Annotated in this window: 14 protein-coding genes; 7 read left to right on the forward strand and 7 right to left on the reverse strand. The window is 36.5% G+C overall.

The genetic code is table 11. The features are described from left to right. Positions 1–716 precede the first annotated feature (716 nt). Both F6K18_RS25475 and mnmE read right to left on the reverse strand, forming a co-directional pair. Positions 717–1,154 carry a hypothetical protein gene (locus F6K18_RS25475; RefSeq protein ID WP_287525101.1) on the reverse strand — a complete coding sequence of 146 codons (438 nt, stop codon included), beginning with the start codon at positions 1,152–1,154 and terminating at the stop codon, positions 717–719. A gap of 371 nt (positions 1,155–1,525) precedes the next feature. Then, the gene (mnmE, locus tag F6K18_RS25480; protein ID WP_287525102.1) at positions 1,526–2,905 is read right to left on the reverse strand and encodes a tRNA uridine-5-carboxymethylaminomethyl(34) synthesis GTPase MnmE; all 1,380 of its coding nucleotides are present in this window, start codon (positions 2,903–2,905) and stop codon (positions 1,526–1,528) included. Positions 2,906–3,260: 355 nt separating this feature from the next. Here mnmE and F6K18_RS25485 point away from each other — a divergent pair, with 355 nt between their 5' ends. The 4 genes from F6K18_RS25485 to F6K18_RS25500 all read left to right on the forward strand — a co-directional run bounded on the left by F6K18_RS25485 (position 3,261) and on the right by F6K18_RS25500 (position 9,891). Continuing rightward, complete coding sequence (locus tag F6K18_RS25485) at positions 3,261–3,425, forward strand: hypothetical protein (RefSeq protein ID WP_161564749.1); 165 nt, start codon at positions 3,261–3,263, stop codon at positions 3,423–3,425. 153 nt (positions 3,426–3,578) lie between these two features. Then, positions 3,579–4,130, forward strand: coding sequence for a DUF2062 domain-containing protein (locus tag F6K18_RS25490; protein ID WP_287525103.1), 552 nt, complete (start codon positions 3,579–3,581; stop codon positions 4,128–4,130). 681 nt (positions 4,131–4,811) lie between these two features. Further along, positions 4,812–7,025, forward strand: a complete 2,214-nt coding sequence (locus F6K18_RS25495; protein ID WP_287525104.1) for a protein kinase family protein — start codon at positions 4,812–4,814, stop codon at positions 7,023–7,025. Between the two features lie 652 nt (positions 7,026–7,677). Further along, positions 7,678–9,891 (forward strand): serine/threonine-protein kinase, encoded by a 2,214-nt coding sequence (locus F6K18_RS25500; RefSeq protein WP_240039198.1) that lies wholly within the window; start codon positions 7,678–7,680, stop codon positions 9,889–9,891. A gap of 354 nt (positions 9,892–10,245) precedes the next feature. Here F6K18_RS25500 and F6K18_RS25505 read toward each other — a convergent pair whose 3' ends face one another. After that, complete coding sequence (locus F6K18_RS25505) at positions 10,246–10,377, reverse strand: hypothetical protein (RefSeq protein WP_287525105.1); 132 nt, start codon at positions 10,375–10,377, stop codon at positions 10,246–10,248. A gap of 413 nt (positions 10,378–10,790) precedes the next feature. Between F6K18_RS25505 and F6K18_RS25510 the strand changes: the two genes are divergently transcribed. Beyond that, positions 10,791–11,606 carry an S-adenosyl-l-methionine hydroxide adenosyltransferase family protein gene (locus F6K18_RS25510; protein ID WP_124147682.1) on the forward strand — a complete coding sequence of 272 codons (816 nt, stop codon included), beginning with the start codon at positions 10,791–10,793 and terminating at the stop codon, positions 11,604–11,606. 492 nt (positions 11,607–12,098) lie between these two features. Here F6K18_RS25510 and F6K18_RS25515 read toward each other — a convergent pair whose 3' ends face one another. Together F6K18_RS25515 and F6K18_RS25520 are read right to left on the reverse strand one after the other, a co-directional pair. Further along, positions 12,099–12,854: a phycobilisome rod-core linker polypeptide gene (locus F6K18_RS25515; RefSeq protein ID WP_287525106.1), complete on the reverse strand. Its 756-nt coding sequence runs from the start codon at positions 12,852–12,854 to the stop codon at positions 12,099–12,101. Positions 12,855–13,060: 206 nt separating this feature from the next. Continuing rightward, positions 13,061–13,651 (reverse strand): phycobiliprotein lyase, encoded by a 591-nt coding sequence (locus F6K18_RS25520; protein ID WP_287525107.1) that lies wholly within the window; start codon positions 13,649–13,651, stop codon positions 13,061–13,063. Positions 13,652–13,890: 239 nt separating this feature from the next. Between F6K18_RS25520 and F6K18_RS25525 the strand changes: the two genes are divergently transcribed. Next, positions 13,891–14,061: an NblA/ycf18 family protein gene (locus F6K18_RS25525; RefSeq protein WP_124147679.1), complete on the forward strand. Its 171-nt coding sequence runs from the start codon at positions 13,891–13,893 to the stop codon at positions 14,059–14,061. 947 nt (positions 14,062–15,008) lie between these two features. Here F6K18_RS25525 and F6K18_RS25530 read toward each other — a convergent pair. Beyond that, positions 15,009–15,773: an RNA polymerase sigma factor SigF gene (locus tag F6K18_RS25530; protein ID WP_287525108.1), complete on the reverse strand. Its 765-nt coding sequence runs from the start codon at positions 15,771–15,773 to the stop codon at positions 15,009–15,011. A 34-nt stretch (positions 15,774–15,807) separates the two neighbouring features. On the opposite strand from F6K18_RS25530, the gene F6K18_RS25535 reads away from it, so the two are divergent. Further along, the gene (locus tag F6K18_RS25535; protein ID WP_287525109.1) at positions 15,808–15,954 is read left to right on the forward strand and encodes a hypothetical protein; all 147 of its coding nucleotides are present in this window, start codon (positions 15,808–15,810) and stop codon (positions 15,952–15,954) included. 1,485 nt (positions 15,955–17,439) lie between these two features. Here the strand turns inward: F6K18_RS25535 and F6K18_RS25540 are convergent. Next, positions 17,440–18,270, reverse strand: a complete 831-nt coding sequence (locus F6K18_RS25540; protein WP_287525110.1) for a photosystem II manganese-stabilizing polypeptide — start codon at positions 18,268–18,270, stop codon at positions 17,440–17,442. Positions 18,271–18,854 lie beyond the last annotated feature (584 nt).

Here is an 18,854-nt window from a genome sequence, read left to right on the forward strand (position 1 = left end):
TATCTTTGCCTTTAACAACTAATACCAATTACTCAAAATAATTCTATACTTCTTAAAAACTTCAGTTATTAAGTAATAATAATAGTTAATTAATGTTTTGAGCAATTATTTGTATGAAATCAAGGTATATTGTTCGTTATTTACCGAAAAATTGTGGTCTAAAGCCTCCCTTTTTAAAGAGATAAAAAGCGGTCGTTAGCGTAGCTTCCCGTAGGGTGGGATGGCGTTTTGCTCCGCAACATGTAAAGCGAAGCGGTTCTGTCACTCTTCGGGTCTCCTCGCCATATCCAATCTACCAAGAGAAAAGAGACTATTCCTTATGTAAATCCTCTAGCTTTCCTACGGAATGCTGCGCAAACAGCTAGAGGTACTGATAACTGTTAGCGAAGCTCCGACCATAGGAGGCTAACTGATAATTGATAACTGAAATGACCTACTCCCTATTCTCTACTCTCAAGAAAATGTAGCAAAAATGGGTCAGATAAGGTATAATGTTCATTATTTACCTACTCCCTACTCCTTACTCCCTATTCTCTACTCTGAGAATGGGAAGAAATTATTAGTCAGAAACAAAAAATATAGCAATTATTATCAGGTCTTGAAACTATGCCATTGTGCAATAAATTACCTCAATGATCGAGTTTCAAAACCTAAATTAGACTGCTATATTTTAAATTGAGAATCTATAAACTATATAACCTAGTAAAACAAAGAAATTATCTCTTCTTCTTAATGTTACGAGCCATGCTTGTAAAATCTATTTCAGAGTTAGAATTACTAATGCTACGAGGCTTTACAGTAGTAGGGGTAGTAGGGGTAGTAGGGGTAGTAGGGGTAGTAGGGGTAGTAGGGGTAGTAGGGGTAGTTGAACTAGAAGAAATAGATGCGCTAGAAGCATAGGAAGCAGTTTTAGTTTCTCCTATAGTTTCTTTCACTTGCATAGAAGAAGCACTCTTTTCTGTCTCTCCTTCTATTAAATTAATCTTACCTGCTGCTTTGGGATAGCTCCTCTTAACTGCAATAGATTTCCGCATAAAGTTTACATCACCAAGACTACTTGCACTATCTGCATCTAGAAAAAAAGCTTCTTTTGGTTGGTTATCGTCCTGATTACCGCCAAATAGTCCAAAAAATGCTCCGATAAATCCACTCATCTGTTTTTATCCTTATGTATTATGTTGATATTGTTATGTTATTTAACACTTTATCATAATTTATCACAAATATTCACAAATTTTCTCATAATTTTTTTGATCTTCCAAAAATAGTCAGGAGTCAAGATTCTGAAGTCAGGAGTCGGAATATAGTGCTGCTACGCGGAAGTCAAAAGTCAAAAGTCAAAAGTCAAAAGTATTGATTGGTAAGGCTTTTAGGATTTTGTAACTGATTAGTTATTTCTGGCATCCTGCACTAGGAAGATGCACCTGATGTCTAATAGATAATGATGACCCAAATGCCTAAATATTGAGATGACAGACAAAATAAAAAATATAGAGTAGAGAGTAGATAGTAAAACTCTGAGAAATTATTTCCCGATACAAAAGCGACTAAAAATTTTATCTAAAACAGATTCCGTTACATCCTCTCCCGTAACCTCTCCCAAAGCATAAATTGCTCCCCTTAAATCTATTGTCCAAAAATCTAGAGGTAAATTATTTTTAATCGTATTTAAACATTGCTCCAAAGCCACCTTTGCTCTAGTTAAAGCTGCTGCTTGCCTTTGATTAATCGCAAAATCTAGATTTTCTGCCTGCAAATTACCCAAATTTACAGAATTAATAATAGCTGCTTCAAGTTCCTCAATTCCTTGATTATTAATAACTGCTGTAGTCACAACATTCTTAATAGTTTCTGGATAAAAAATAGACTCCATAAATTCCGACTTAACCAAGTCAACCTTATTAATTATCAAAATTAAAAAACGATGTTTTACCTGTTGATAAATAACCTCATCTAACTCCGTCCAACCAGCACTAGCGTCAATAGTCAATAAAACAAGGTCAGCAGACTCAGCAGCTCGACGCGACCGCTCTACCCCCATTTTTTCCACCTGGTCTTCAGTTTCTCGAATACCCGCCGTATCCAAAACCTGCACCGGGATACCACCTACTACTAACTGAGACTCTACCACATCCCTCGTAGTGCCAGGAAGATTAGTCACAATAGCGCGATCGCTACGACTCCAGGCATTTAATAGACTCGACTTACCCACATTCGGACGTCCGATAATAGCCACCTTCAAACCACTTCGTAATAACTCACCCCTACTTGCAGTTGCCAGTATTTGTGATAAATTTACCAAAATATTATTAACTTCTTGAGCAATTGTAGACTCATCCAAAGGTGGTAAATCTTCCTCAAAATCAATACGAGCCTCTATCTCTGCTAATATATCAATACAGTTAGCCCTTAACTGACGAATTGGACTAGCTAACTTACCTTGTAAACCAGCCAAAGCAACTTGAGCAGCTACAGGAGATTGAGACCCCACAAGATCGGCAATACTTTCCGCCTGAGTCAGATCCAGTCGTCCATTTAAAAAAGCTCGTAAAGTAAACTCCCCTGGTTGAGCTAGTCGTGCCCCTGCCTCAATACATAACTGTAATACTTGTTGTATAGGGATAATTCCACCATGACAGTGAAACTCAACTATATCCTCACGAGTATAAGAACGAGGAGTCTTCATAATTAATAATAAAGCTTCATCTACTAACTGTCCAGTTTGGGGATGGCGAATATAACCATAGAGAATGCGGTGAGTCTCCCAAACCTGCTTCCCTGGTGCATGAAATAAGGTTTTGGCAATTTTCATTGCCTCAGAACCAGACATCCGGACTATGCCCACACTTCCTTGTTGGGGGATAATAGCGGTAGCGATCGCTGCAATAGTATTTCCAGTAGTCATTGACACTCCCCCGTCTATCTTTTGCGATTCATGTTTGTAGAGCATTCGGTAGGAAATTACCTATTTTCACCTTGGGGAGTCTATGTATCCCTGCTCTAAAAATATGTGGTTTTATAGTAGACTAAACCTACTTTTTGATCATTCTGACATATTTCTGTTTTTGATACAAGTAAATTACTTACAGCACTTTTTAGACAGCGTGAGGTACAGTTTTAAGGTTAATCTTTTTTCCCTACTGCCTACTCCCTAAAGTCCTAAAATTTTGTACCTTATCAACTTCAAAACTGCTGTGATTTTTGCCCTGATCATATCAAATCCGGTAGCATTGATGTAAAGAGGGTGGAGAGATGGGGAGATGGGGAGATGGGGACCCACACTTAACCCCTCCCATGAGGGAGAGAGTGAGAAAGATTTGGCAATGGCGCTGAGGATGGAACATTTTTTTATACCGAACCCGAGCAGATTTGATAATCAATTACCAGTTTTTGGCATAGTTATGCAGAAAATCAATATCCTGTAAAAAGATCGTCAGAAATAGAGATAATAGTTTCAGACTTTATTATCTATTTGAGGATTTTTCCCAATCATTTAGACTAACTATAATATTGAAGAAAGAAGAAGATAAACTCCATAAAAATCATAGTCATCAAAAATAAATTTACTTATATATTTTATGTTCAAAAATATCTCAAATATTTCACAAATTCCCCAGCAACTACTACCTAAGCAAGTCACAACAAAATATCCATCTCATAGACATACACAAACAAAGTGGAATAGATACGGGCGATATTTATACTGGCGCTTCATTCGGATGCGGGGAACTCCAGAATATATTGCTAGAGGTTTAGCAATGGGGGTCTTTGCCGGATTATTTCCAATTTTTGGTCTTCAAACCATAGTGGGTATAGTACTAGCAACTTTGTTCCGAGGTCATAAAGTTGCTGCGGCTGCTGGTACTTGGGTGAGTAATCCCTTGACTTATGTGCCAATTTATGCAATTAACTTTCAAGTTGGTCAATTATTACTCAACTCTCAAGAGGAGTTTATGGCTGAAAGTATTATTTCATTTCAAGAGTTAATGAAATACGGGAGTAAGTTTGTAGCAGCCCTATTTTTAGGTTGTTTAGTAATGGGTCTAATTTGTGGGACATTGAGTTATTTTGTCGGGTTAAAATTGATTCATTTATGCCGTCGCCAGCGCCTCAAAAAAATGAGCAATTGATTGAGATGAAATAAATTTTTTTGAAGTTTATATAATTATTTAATTCTGACAATACAATCCGATCATTTTTGATGACTATAGTATCGTCAGCTATGATAAATAACCAGAAATAATGAATTGATATGATTTTACTAAGAGAGTAGCATTACCAAACTAAATCTTTTTACAGTCAAACTATATAAAGCTTTTCATGTTGACTTTACTTACTTACTCAAACAAACCTTGAATAGACAGGCAGAGAAAAATTAAAAAGCTAATAGCTGAAACCTAATTGCTACTAATTGCTATATGTTGCCAGAAAATAGCCTATGAAAAAATAGGAAAAAAGGCTTAACTTTGATCGTGATTTTAGCAGGAGTAGTTGATAAAATTCCTCCTAAAACCTGAAACCTAGAACCTGAAACCTAAAACCTAAAACTTGACTCCTAGAACCTGACTCCTGACTACTAATTCTTTAATGTAATTATCTTTTTCAAATTTTATATATAGCAGTCGAAGGAAAGGTTAGGACATATAAAAAGCTTAAAACTTAGACAAGGCAAGATTTATCCTTCTGTCATAGATAACTAATCGCCTACCTACTTAAACGCCTTTTTCCTTCTTTATTCTGTCCTAGATAACTAAACATCTTCTTTCTTCTTCCTTCTGCCATAACACACATTTATAATGGGGTAAAAATAGATGATAATTGACCAAATTGTAGATAAACGCTATCGTTTGATCAAACCTATAAATTCAAGTATCTTAGGACAAACATATCTGGCTACAGATACCCACCGTCCAAAATCTCCTCAATGCCTAGTCAGAGAAATTAGACTAAGCAATTTTAAGAAAGAAAATCGAGAAGTTATATTATCATTATTTCAAGAAAAAGCAGAAAAGATTTATCGTTTGAGTCAACACAATGGTTTACTTAACTTATTAGCTTATTCTGAAGAAAACAATAATATCTACTTAGTTGAAGACTATATAGTAGGTTTATCTCTAAATCAAGAATTAGCTATAGTTAAGTTTTTACCGGAAGTAGAAGTAATCAAAATATTAAAGGATGTACTAGAAATTTTAGCCTTTATTCATGGTCATGGGGAAACTCATGGAAAAATAACACCAGCAAATTTAATCAGGCGAGAATTAGATGGAAAATTAGTCTTAATAAACTTTTGGTTAGAAAGAAAAATTACAATAATTTTAGAAGAAAACGAGGGATTATTAATCTCAAAAAATGGTAGCCAAAATAACTCTGATAGTTTACTTTATATACCATTAGAAGAAAGTCAAAAAGAGCTAGATAAAAATAGCGATATTTATGCTCTAGGAATAATTGCTATTCAAGCACTAACAGGATTATCTACTCAAGATTTACTCAAGCAAAAGCAGACTAACAAGACTCTAGGACTAGAAATACCTTGGCAAAATCTACAAGTATGCTCTCTAAGTCTATCAAATATCATTGACAAAATGGTAAACAGTCAAGGTAAACAACATTATGACTCAGCTTCAGAAGCGCTTACAGAATTAAAAAACATAGTAATATTTACCAAGAAAAACATTCTCTCAAAACTAGAAACAATAATTACAGTGCCTCAAGAAATAGATACTCCCACACCACCACCTCAACTCAGCAACAACACAAAAATTAGACTTATTGCAGGTTTAATAGTGATAACCATAGCAGGAGTAGCGATCGCCTATTTCTGGCATTGGCAGTTTATATTCAAAGCACAAGCACTCTATAAACAAAGTCGAGAATTAGCTAAACAAGGAGATCAACAAGCAGCGATCGCTAACTATACTCAAGCACTGCAATTAAACCCACAAAATGCAGCCATCTATTATCAAAGAGGCAACTCTTATTATTCCCAAAGAGCTTATGAAAAAGCAATTAAAGACTATACAGCAGCTATTACAATCAAAGAAAATTATCACACTTATTATCAACGTGCCTTAACTTATTATGAATTAGGCGACAATGAAAAAGCGATTACCGATTTAACACAAACATTAAGAATTTATCCCAAGTATACTCAAGCTTATCAAAAACGAGGACGAATTTATGACAAAATTGGGGATTACAAAAATGCGATTCAAGATTATAGTCAATCAATTAAACTTAATCCTCAACATAGCGATGCTTATCTTCATCGAGGAATAGCTAGAGCAGCGATCGGAGACCAAGCAGGTGCAATAAGTGACTACACTCAAACCATAAAACTTAACCCCAGCAATGCACAAGCTTACGAAAGTCGAGGTATAGCTCAGTTTGAAATCGCAGATTATCAAAGTGCAATAACAGACTACGACCGGGTACTAGAATTAAAACCAGATTATTCCGATACCTATACAAAAAGATGTAGTGCTTATCTAAAGCTAGCAAATTATCGAGCAGCAATTAAAGATTGTCACCAAGCAATAGAGATAAACTCTCAAGATTCTCTAGCATACCATAATCAATGTATTGCGTACTTGAATTTAGGAGAATATCAAAAAGCAGCAGAAAACTGTAGCATAACTATTGATATGAATCCTGAAAATGCTGAAGCATACAAAAACAGAGGTAGAGTGCGGTCTGCTAGTGGTGATTTGTCTGGTGCTATAGAAGACTTGACCACAACAATCAAAATAAATCCTGACAATTCTTTTGCCTACAGCGATCGAGGTATAATTTTCTTAGATATAGGAAACTATCATCAAGCTATTGAAGACTTTGACCAGGCAATAAAAATAAATCCGAGTAATGCCATAGCTTATTATAATCGAGGTATTATTCTTTCTGAGCTACAAGAGATACAAGCAGCAATAGCAGACCTTCGCCAAAGTGCCAATCTCTTTTTAGAGCAAGGCAGAACAAAAAATTATCAAAACTCACAAAATATGCTCGAAAAACTACTCCAATAATCAACTGCTTCAACAACCAAATTTTGCTACTTCAAAACCTGTAATATTTGTTTTCCTTGATTCAGTCTACTGACAAAATATTAAAATTTACCTACCACCTAATGCTAGTTCGATCAATGTTTGATAGAAATAGTTATACTTTTTCTAGTAGTTATGATTCTCAAATCAGAATAAATATAGCAGGGAACAGGGAACAGTGGGACAAACAATTTCCCCTGATTCGGATCATCATTCGCATAAGTCCTAACCTACCTGTCTATTCTTATATCTTAAATATTACTTATTAAGGTGAATATCCCTTACATCAAACCTCGTCTTTAAGGACAGAGTTTCAATAGAGATATCTAATGCAAAATCTTTTTAATTCCCCTGATTATTCATGAAATTATTTTTTAAAATTTGTATTATACCAATTTTATAAATCTTTGCTACAAATAGCTAGGTTATTTCTGAGGAGTTAAACCACCCCTAGCCCCTCCCAGGAGGGGAAGTCAGGAATCATAACGAATAGCTTTAATACCATTTATTAAGTCGTAAGTTATCTTTTTAGTCAAAGGGAAATCTCCTGCATTTGTCTTTTGATTGCCCTTATTATTTGTAACATTCTTTTTTCAAAATGGTATAACACCTAAAACCTACCACCTACCACCTTATGAGTAACACGAACATGATTGGTCAACTTCTAGATGGACGTTACCGCGTCGTTCAAATCCTGAGTGCTGGTGCATTTGGACAAACCTATCTGGCAGCGGATACTCGTCGCCCTGGGCATCCTCAATGTGTGGTCAAACAACTACGCGCTCCTGGCAATAGTTATACAATAGTTAGAACTGCTCACCGTTTATTTAAACAAGAAGCAGAAATATTAGAAAAATTAGGTAGGCACGAGCAGATTCCTTTACTACTAGCTTATTTTGAAGAAAATAACCAATTTTATTTAGTTGAAGAATTTATCCCTGGAAAACCATTAAATAAAGAAATTATACCCGGTAAACCTTGGCAAGAAAAACAAGTAATCAAACTGTTGTTAGAAATTTTAGAAATTTTAGTATTTGTACATGAAAATGGCGTAATTCATCGGGATGTTAACCCATCTAATTTAATTAGACATCAAACAAATAAAAAATTAGTTTTAATTGATTTTGGTTCTGTCAAAGAAGTTAGTCATAAAATTGCAGCAGAAAATGGAGAGGTACAACGAACAATAGCGACAGGTACTCCTTCCTATATGCCCATCGAACAATTTCAAGGAATTCCTCAATTTAATAGCGATTTGTATGCAGTGGGCATGATTGGTATTCAAGCTCTGACAGGTATTCCCGGTAGCGAACTCCCTAAACTACAAGACCTTCGTCCATCAAATCCTAGTGGTATTCTCTGGCGAAATCGAACCCTATGTTCCTCAAATCTAGCTAATATTGTCGATCGAATGGTACATTACCATTACACAAAACGTTACCAGTCTGTAGAAGAAGTTGTGAAAGCGCTACAGAAAATTAGCAGTCGCCCTCAAAAATTGACAAAACAACTACCCAAAACTAAAAACAATCGAAATTATCAAACTAAAACAAGCTCACGGAGAGTGAAATCTCATCCTTTATGGTTTGTTTTGTTTGGTTTTGCCAGCGTGGGGGTCATTGCAGTGCTGATTGGGTTAGTGTATTTCTTGAATCGCCCAAACCCGGTCAAAGCAGAGAGGATATTTGAGAAAGGGATAGAAAATGCGAACAATGGTAATCAACAAGCAGCAATTGCCGCTTATGACAAAGCAATTCAACTAAATCCCAATGAAGAAGAATATTACTATAAACGTGGCAACGCTTACTATAACTTAGAAAATTACCAAAAAGCTATTGCTAACTACAGCAAGGTAATTAATTTGAACCCTAGCCATGTTAATGCCCATTTTAACAGAGGGACAGCTCGTTATGATACCCAAGATTATGCCGGAGCAATTAATGATTTCACTCAAGTATTGCGCCTCAAACCTCAAGATGCGGAAGCTTTTTATAAAAGAGGATTAGTTCACTACAGCTCTCAAAACTATCCCGCTGCTATTCAAGACCACACTCAAGCTATTCGACTGCAACCCAATAATATAGATGCTTACCATGGTCGAGGATTAGCTCGTGCTGCTAATAATGATTTACAAGGAGCAATCACAGATTATACTGAGATGGTTAGACTTGAACCCCAAAAGATAGATGGTTATTATAGTAGAGGCAGAGCGCGCTTTTTTATGGGAGATTATCAAGGATCTTTAGATGATTATAATAAAGTTATTGAAATAGACCCTGAAAATGAAGAAGCTTATGCTAATCGTTGCAGCACATATTTGAATTTAGCAACTTATGAAAAAGCTATATCTGATTGCACTAAAGCAATTACAATTAACCCTGAAAATGAAGTTGCTTATAATAATCGATGTATTGCTTACCTCAATATTAAAGAGTATGAAAAATCTATATCTGATTGTACAAAAACAATTGAAATTGCTCCCAAAAGTCCGTCAGCTTATACAAATAGAGGATTAGCTTACGCTTCGGCAAATCAACTGGAAAAGGCAATAGAAGATTATACTCAAGCAATAGCTATTAGTCCGAATAATGCAGAAGCTTATGCAAATCGTGCTAGTGTTTATTCTGAACAAGAAAATTATGAGCAAGCGATCGCTGACTATGTTCAAGCAATTCGACTTAACCCTGAATATGCTGATGCTTACTATAGTAGAGGATTGGTTAGAGTTAATCTTGGGGATAGAAAAGGAGCAATTAGTGATTTTGAAAAAGCAGCCAAACTTTATTTAGAGCAAGGTCGAACAGGAGGTTATAGAGATGCCCAATATCAAATTGAACAATTGAATTAAATGGGGAGATGGGGAGATGGGGAGATGAGCATTTTTCTACCTGCTTGGTGCGCATTTCCTTGCGTCTGGCGTGCCCCGCGGGATATGACCGCTTTCTAAGTCGATTGGATATGGCGAGGAGACGCGCTCTTGACAGAGCCGCTACTTCTTACAGAGGTGCTTTCCTATGGTCATGCTGCGCAAACGCTAACGCTAACGCCATCCCACCCTACGGAAAGCTCCGAAGATCGACCGCTTGCGCCGTACGACAGTGAGTGCAGTAATTTACACCTACCACCTACCACCTAAAAACTTTAACGTTCGCGGAACCCATAAGGGAGTTCTATCGTGCCGTGCTATTAAACGGACATAATATTAGTGTTTGATATCAAATCGGTTTAATTGGACATAAAAAAAATCTCGAATCGTCATAACTACTAAATCTTTGTGATTCTCTCTCATCCTGACTGCTGAGGAATGACTCCTGACTCCTAAAGACTTAACCAATCTATAACTGTTTAACCGGATTTAATATGACATAGATTGATGATGAACCCTAAGACAGGAAAATTTTTCCTACTATTGTCTATTGCCTATTGCCTGTTCCCTGTTCTCTGTTCCCTACTATAGTATCATGTTAGGTTGAAACTTATAAATAACTTAGCGAGGATTCAGTCCTCAGCAGTAGGGGGAGGAAAGAAGAAAAGTAAAGATAATTGGCGTTGGTAAATTACAGGATGAAATTTGTAGGGGCAATCCCCCAATGATTAACCGGGGTCGGTTACAGAGCGCTACCCCAAAATATAAATCATCCCATCAATTACCAACGCCAGATAATTTCAGTATTTATTCGGTACTGTCAGTTCTTAAATTTTATTTATAACTGATTATCCGAACATGATATAATATCAAAAATAATCATGTCTGATAGAAAAATAGTTACACTCTTAACTGATTTTGGATTAAAAGATGTTTATGTCGGTGTGATGAAAGGTGTAATTTATCAAATTAATCCGACAGTAACGCTAATAGACCTCACCCATGAAATTCCTGCTCAAAATTTATTTGCAGCAAGATTTTGTTTAAAAAATGCTTATCCCTATTTTCCCACAGGAACAGTTCACATAGCTGTTGTCGATCCAGGTGTAGGAAGTGCCAGAAGAGCGATCGCCATTCAATTATCAACAGGTTTTTTTGTCGGACCCGATAACGGTATTTTTAGTGGTGTGCTGGAAAACCTAGAAACACAAGAAATAAAAGTTGTGGAGTTGACTAATTCTGACTATTGGCGCACAAATTCACCTAGTACAACCTTTCACGGTCGAGATATATTTGCTCCTGTTGGCGCTCATATTGCTAGAGGGGTTTCATTAGAAAATTTGGGAGAAAAAATTAACCCAGAAAGTTTAGTAAAATTACCTTTAAATAAAATTACTCTCACAGACTCAGGTATTGAAGGTTCAGTTCAATATATTGACTATTTTGGCAATATAATTACTAATATTCCCAGCAGTTATATTCAGGGTAAAACCTGGTTAGTTGTGATTCAAAAAAATGACAATCTTTCATCCTATAAAACTATAGTCAGTGGCAATACTTATAGTGACTGTCAACCAGGAGAAGTAATTGCAATTGTTGGTTCTCACGATTTTGTCGAAATCGCTGCTAATGCTAGTAGCGCTCAATCTCAGCTTAATTTGAAGTATGGAGATAAAGTTCAAATTACTCAACTCTAACTCAGCATTGTTTTTTTCAGTAGACATCTCTAAGTAGGGTTTGCAGCAAAAAGTCTTATGGGTGAGGGTAGGAGTCAGGAGTCAGGAGTCAGGAGTCAGGAGAAATGGGAATTATAGAGGAGGTAGGAGTAAGAATTGTCCCTTGATTTCTCTGCCATAATCGTCCCAAAATACTAGCTTTTTGAGCTTTTTCCACCGAAAAGCTAACACTTTTTTAGACCTAAAAATGCTATAACCTTTATCTGTCAATGCTTTTAGATTTAATCAGCAAGCCCTAAGTAATAAAAAATCAAATCAATTATTGCACATAAATCATCAATTTTTTCCCCCCTACTGCCTACTGCCTACTCCCTCTTTTCAGTAACTAAAAATTTGTAGGGATACAATACTCATGTTCCTTGTTTTGGCAAGTTAACCAAATACTTTGCACGAATATCCCACCCCTACCAAATTTAATCCTACTCAACAGAGATGCTAGAGTAATAATATAAATTATACCTTACGATAAGGTACCATAGCCAGATTGATATTACCTAAATTAACTCGTGCTGATGCACCTTGAGCATTAAGACCTTGTGCTAAATTTAAATAAAGAGAAGGATCGCCTGCTTTTGGTTTCTGTTCTTCGGGAGTAAAGCGACGTATTTGATTTTGGTAAATTACCTGAGGGAAACCAAGAAGACTCCGATAGTAGAAATCATAACGAGGTGTCTTTAGGTTAAAAGGAGTTTCTCCTCCATCCCTTTGGGGTATAACCCGACGACGCTGGTAAGGTACAGTATCAAAGCCAAAGTTCTCGAGGTATTCCTCGCTATTAACCAACTCATCAATGAAACCTTCCATACCTTTAGTCGCTACAACGATAGACCAAGCAATCTTTTCCTTTTCGCTGTAAACATCACGACCTAAAACACGTTGAACACATAACTCAACAAAGCGATAGTTGCTATTTGTATCGTAGTTGTTACGACGGAATGGATCGGAAATGACCAAACCACGAATAAAATCTCGAACTGTAAGTTGACCATTTTTGAGTTGAGATTCTAGGAAGATTTGGCGATCTCTCTTAAGAATCTGATGTTCGCTATAAATTTGACGATAAGCTGCCCAGATTAACTCATCCCATCCTGACCCAGAGGGCAAAGATTCGGCTGAATAAATCATTGGTTGGTCATCACCGGGGACTTCATAACCCGCAACTCGTGAGTTTTGACTGATAGGTTTGTATTCTAATAATGGAATCGCCACGTGAGAATCTCCTTAAAATTATTAAATTTGATTTATCAAGTGTGGCCAGAGCACACTAAACCTTGCTGCGATTCAAAAAATTGCATCAATAGCCAACCTTTAGATTAAGGGATTGAGGCAATCCAAGTCTCACTTTTATTAACTTACGCAACAATCTGTAACAATTTTGATAGCTATTTGCTAACTTTGGGCATATTGTTATCTATCTACCAGCCAAAAGCAGAATAAAACTGTGCAGTATTCTGTGACGTTTCTATTTCAGAATCTGAGTTGTTTTCCTCTACTCGAACTTCTGTACAAAATGTAGAAGTATTAAATCCACCAAACCGCTTCACTGCACTGGTTCGCATTCTCAGATTAGGGCTAGGAAACCAGAATCTTTCAATAGAACTCATAGTTTCATATTCTGTAATTAGATTTAGTCCATCTTCATCATCCATCTCAAACAGTCCCACTACTGGGACAATTTCTGCATAGCCTCGTTCTCGCAACATTCTGCCTTTTCTAGGATTTTCTGGATCTGGAACAATCGCAAATACAGTTGAACCTTTGTGATTTTCATCATCTTTATCCCAGGCCATGGAACCATCCCAAGTAACAAAAGCGCCTCCAGCAGCCAAACTTGGGTCAATTTCGTGCATTTTACAGATTTCTACTACTTTCGGATCTCCAGCACCCAAGCTAGTTACTTGAATATCTGAACTGCCCATTTCTGCTTGTCTGAAGGCCAGATGATGGGTTGTTCGTTGCGATCGCCATTTACCAGCACTCTTTTGAAAAAATTCCATTGCATCCATTTGCCCTTCTCCATCTTTAGAATTTTTAGGATATTAGTTCTAGCCTAATCATCATAATACTTCTAGCTTTTATTAATTTAATGTTAACTTTTGTCGAATAAATTATTTTCAAAATGTACATCATGGACAGTATGTCAAGTAAATGTTACGATAATTTACATAAGAGTCAATAAATCAACTTAACTGTGGCCTTAATATATAGGCCAATATCTATTATCTAGATAAGCAAGGAGTAAACTATGGAAATGTCTAACAGCTTAACTATGGAGCAACAGTTCAAATTACAAGTTCTACGGGAGCAAGTGAAAGGTTTAAGTCGGGAAGAAGCTCAAGAGTATTTAGTTGAAGTGTTGCGACAGACTATGGTTAAGGAGAATTTGTTTAAAAACTGGATGAAGGGCAAAATTTAACCGATGCCTCTCATTAAACATAAGAATATATCGGTATTAAAAACTAACCCCACCCATCTACTAGATATGGGCGGGGTTTATACTTTGGTAGTGGTGCATAGTAATGGAAGAGGGAGTAGGGGAGTAGGTCAGACTAGGAGTGGAAAAAACTGTGAGTAGGAAATAAACTGAAATACACCCTCTATCTTGGTAGATTGGATATGGCCAAGTATCCTCGCCATCCCACCCTACGGGAAGCTCTGCTTTTTCCGTTTGTCATGCTCTGCAAAAATGTCGCGCAGCGTTAACGGAGTTGTGTGCCAGCAAAACGACCGCTTTCTTTTAATTGGATCTCAGGTAATAACAGCTAACATCATTAGGTAATTTGTCCCAAGTTCAATCAATACCATTACGGTTGCAGGACTGCCTATACTTTTAAAGTTTATACCAATTTTATGTGAGGCTGCATAGAATTAGGTGTAGGTGTTATACCAATTTTATTTGAGGTGGTACAGAATTATGAAATTTATTAACTTGTCTATTATGCAATAATATTAATTACTAATAAAATTTACCTAAATACCTACAATAAGTGTTTTGAACAAGTCAAGTTCAAAGCATTAATTTGCCAAGAAGCTAATATAGCAACTGCCATGATTATTAGGACTCATGGAATATCTGTTTGCCTAGGACTCTGCAGGATAAATAACGGAATATCAATAAATATAGGAGTGAAACAGAACTTAGAAACCTTGAGTATGGGAGCAGGGGGCAGTAACCTGAGAGAATAGGAAAAGTTCCTCTGGATCGACAGCAGAGGTTGTTCGAATGTTAATTAAACGGACTGTATATAATCTCTCTAGAAAAGTTGCTCAAATAGGAATATTTAATTTCTGGAGATATCTAATAATTAACCTTTTCTTCTAGATAACTAAAAACTTCTTCCTTCTTCTTTCTGCTTTTAAGTGCTATTGCATGATCTTTTGCAAAGACTTTAACCCTTTCTTGATTCTTCGAGAAACAGTAACTGCACTGATCCCCATCCGCTCAGCGGTTTCCTTCTGAGTCAAGTCACAGAGAAAAACAAACTCCAAAACCTTACGAGTACCTTCTTCTAGTTTGGCCAGCCCTTGCTGTAAACGAATTTGGTCTTCTTGAGCTAACTGAAAACTACGATACTGACTATCTGGAACTAATTCTCCTAAAGAAGTGGTTCCATTTATTTCATCTTGAACTGGAGCATCCAAACTCAGAGGAGCACGGTTACGACAAGCTAATTGAATTTCCTGCAACTGTTCCAAAGAAATATCCAATGCAGAGGCCACCTCTAAATCTGTAGGTTTTCGTCTTAACTTCACTCGGAGGTCTTGTATAACTTTTGTGGCCTGCCGATCCATAGCTAGCCAATTTCTGGGAATTCGTACAGAAGGACTTTTATCTCTTAGATAATGCTGAATTTCACCCCGGATATAAGGAGTAGCAAAAGAACTAAAGGCTCGTCCCTTCGATATATCAAATCGCTCAATTGCTCTAATTAATCCAATACAGCCTACTTGGAGTAAATCATCGTAGGTTTCAGTACACCTATTCAACCAATGGTAAACTTCCTTTCTTACAAGTCCAACATTAAGTTTAACTAATTGATTACGGAGATGATAAGAAGGAGACTGTTGATATTGGCGCAACAGTTCCAGGTTTTTACTTTTTAGTTTTTGAGTGATAGTGGTAGACATAGGTATATTTTGACACTCCACGGACTACAGTCGCGTGAATTATTCAGAGGAGCTTTCTATCAGGTTATATCAAATCCGGTTAAACAGCCATAGAATGGTTAAGTTAGGAGTCCTCAGGAGTCAGGAGACAGGAGTCAGGAGGAGAAAGAATTACAAAGATGAGGGTAGTTATGACGATTGAAGATTTTTTTGATGTCCAATTAAACGGATTTGATATTAAAACTACGATTCCCACATTGCTCGGAACGGCTAAATTGCCAGTACCATACCGTACTACGCATACAGGAGCAGCTAACTAGGCGGTGCCAATAGCCACTACTCTATCTGGTCTGGCGACCATTGAGGCTACTTTTTTTGGTTGTTATTTGATTCACTCGCTCTGAGGTACAACGTGCTGTCTAACGGCTGGAAACAGAGTGCTGGCAAGCACCGAGCCACCTTTTCGGTTAACTACCATTTAACCTGTATAGTCCATTAGATATCGGGCTTTCACGATGATTCAGAGGTCAATGTGTCTTTAGTAATCAATTATAACACATTTTTTTGACTACGGGTTAAAACCTGCCCAAGTCGTTTCCATCCACTGCTTAAAAGACGATGGTTTCCGACTTACCTAATTTTCAAAATAATTCTGATAGAAACCTAGTGATGGTAAATCAAATACGCACTATATTTTTACCAATTGATCATTGATAATTGATAATTGATAATTAATCCCCAAAGGTTTAAAGCCTCTCCTTTTAAGGAGAAAAAAGCGGTCGTTAGCGCAGCTTCCCGTAGGGTGGGATGGCGATCTTCGGAGCGGGTCTGTAAGAACGGGTCTCCTCGCCATATCCAATCGACCAAGAGAAGAAATCAGATTTCCTGATATTTAATTCCGTTACGGTTTTAACAAGAGGTAATTATCCATTATTCATTATCCATTATTAATTAATGAAACATCTTCTACTAGGAATTGTATGTTTATAAAATTATTGCTTTGGAATCTTGGATTGTGATATTAGACACAATTTATTCATAATAGTTTTAGTTATATTCTAAGCCTTTTTATCAGCAATATCGTAGTCGATGGTTTTATCTATTTTCTATGTAATAAGTAGTTACTTGATTAACTTAATTAAGTATAAATATGTTTAATATAGCGTTTCTCAAGTTACTGAGATACAGTTATTTTTCTATTCCCTACTCCCTACTCCCTAAAATAAAATAAACGAATTTTGTACCTCACGATTCTTGGAAATTGCTATAGGATCAATAATTATTTTTAATAATAATATTTATTAGTTGTTTAAATATTTTTCTAATAAAATCTAAATCTAATAACAATAGAGGAGTGTTTAGCCCCTCTATACATATTCTTTTTTTATGGTCGTTACCCTTCTATTGCCTGTTTAGTTTTAGGTTTTAGGAAGCCAATTTTTTAACTGCACTATTACAGAGCAACTACTGTTGAAAACTTCACAGTAACCAGGAGTAAAATTAGCCTTTTGGGGTTTAATTTCCAATAAGATTGAACCTAAAACCTACCCCTTACAACTTTCAATGAAAAGACATTTTTAGGTGAAAAGAGACAGTTGGTTATCTTCACAAACTTTCAATTTTGATAGGTAGGGTCTTTAATCATATAAGTTGCACGAGCAATTTAATTTCAGACCCAATATTTAGCTTAAGAAGCTACCTCTACCCTACCGTAAAAAGTACCACCAACCTTAACTTCTAAAGCCTCTTTTGCGCCCAAATCTGTATCAGAAGGCTGAATTGCTTCAAAGATACCAGCAATTTCACCAGTTTCGCTGTCTACTTTAGAAATTCTCAGGGAAATTTCACCAGCCTTGAGACTGGTATCTGCAAACTTGACATTAGCTTTACTAAACTCTGTATCATCTGCACGATTTGGTAAAGCTACTGCATTATCATATCCTGAAGTAACACCACGACCCTTTGGATCTAGGAAGCTAGAACCTCGATAGGAAGGAACATTATAGATACCCTCAAAATCGATAGAGGTATTAATAGCAGAAACACCAGGCTGACTTTTAGCAATAAGTCCTTTGACGGTAAATAGAAAAGGTACTTCCTCACCACCTGGTAAGAGAACAGTTATAGGCTGAAAATCAATACCATACTGCTCTTTAAATGTCAATACATTATCTTCATCAAAGATCAGATCCCCTGTTACTTGGTCTAAGCTAGAAGTATACCGTGTCAATTTTCTTCCTTCTACAAATTCTGCTTTCTGGCGTTTGTTAGTAGGTTCTTCCTTGACAAAATATTCAGTTGGCTGTATGCACAAATCTGTCAAAATATAAGAGCTATCGCGGTCAAGGGTAATAGACCCACGAGCTGTTTCTGGTAACTCAGGACAGTTGTTAGCCAAACCAGTATTTACAATATCTTCGTAAGTAAGTGTTTGACTGCTATCTGGACCTTCTGAGCAAGCGGTCAAAAAACTCAAACACACAGCTAATAGTGCAGCAATTAAAGTGCGATACCTCATTGTTAACCTCAAGATTTAATATTCAACAATCAACATTGCTACTGCGTTTTTTATTTACACAGTATAAAAATCCGATTTTTGATTTTTGATTTCATCGGAAGAAAGTTAGGGCAATAGAGTCATAGTTGTACTTCACCTTCCCAAGTGGCTTTTGTCAGAGCAAATTTTCCATACTCTGTTAGCATTGATAGGTGTTTAAACTCATGTACATAAGTCTATTTCCTGAAAAAAGGACTGTAATTCAAAGCTGATTTATCTTTGTATTTATCCAAAATAGTATTTTACATTGCTTGTTACTTTATTCCTAAGTCAGTTATTTGACTACTCCCCTGGACTCTCTGCCGAGGGGATTCTAAGTAGATACTACGCAACACGGATTTATCGGTGTTGCTCCATCTATTCTTAGCTGACCAAAGATACACTCTCTGGGGACAAGTCAAAGTGCCCCTACACAGTTGGCTTAAGTTTAACCTTAGCTTTCTGCTTACTTTTGTGATTATATTTGCAGCCGCGTTACAGTCTGCATTAATTAACCAATTATTACTACTTCTATACAAACCACGCTTTATTCTTTTTCCTGACGG

The organism is Okeania sp. SIO2C2 (genome assembly GCF_010692625.1).
Taxonomy (GTDB): domain Bacteria; phylum Cyanobacteriota; class Cyanobacteriia; order Cyanobacteriales; family Microcoleaceae; genus Okeania; species Okeania hirsuta.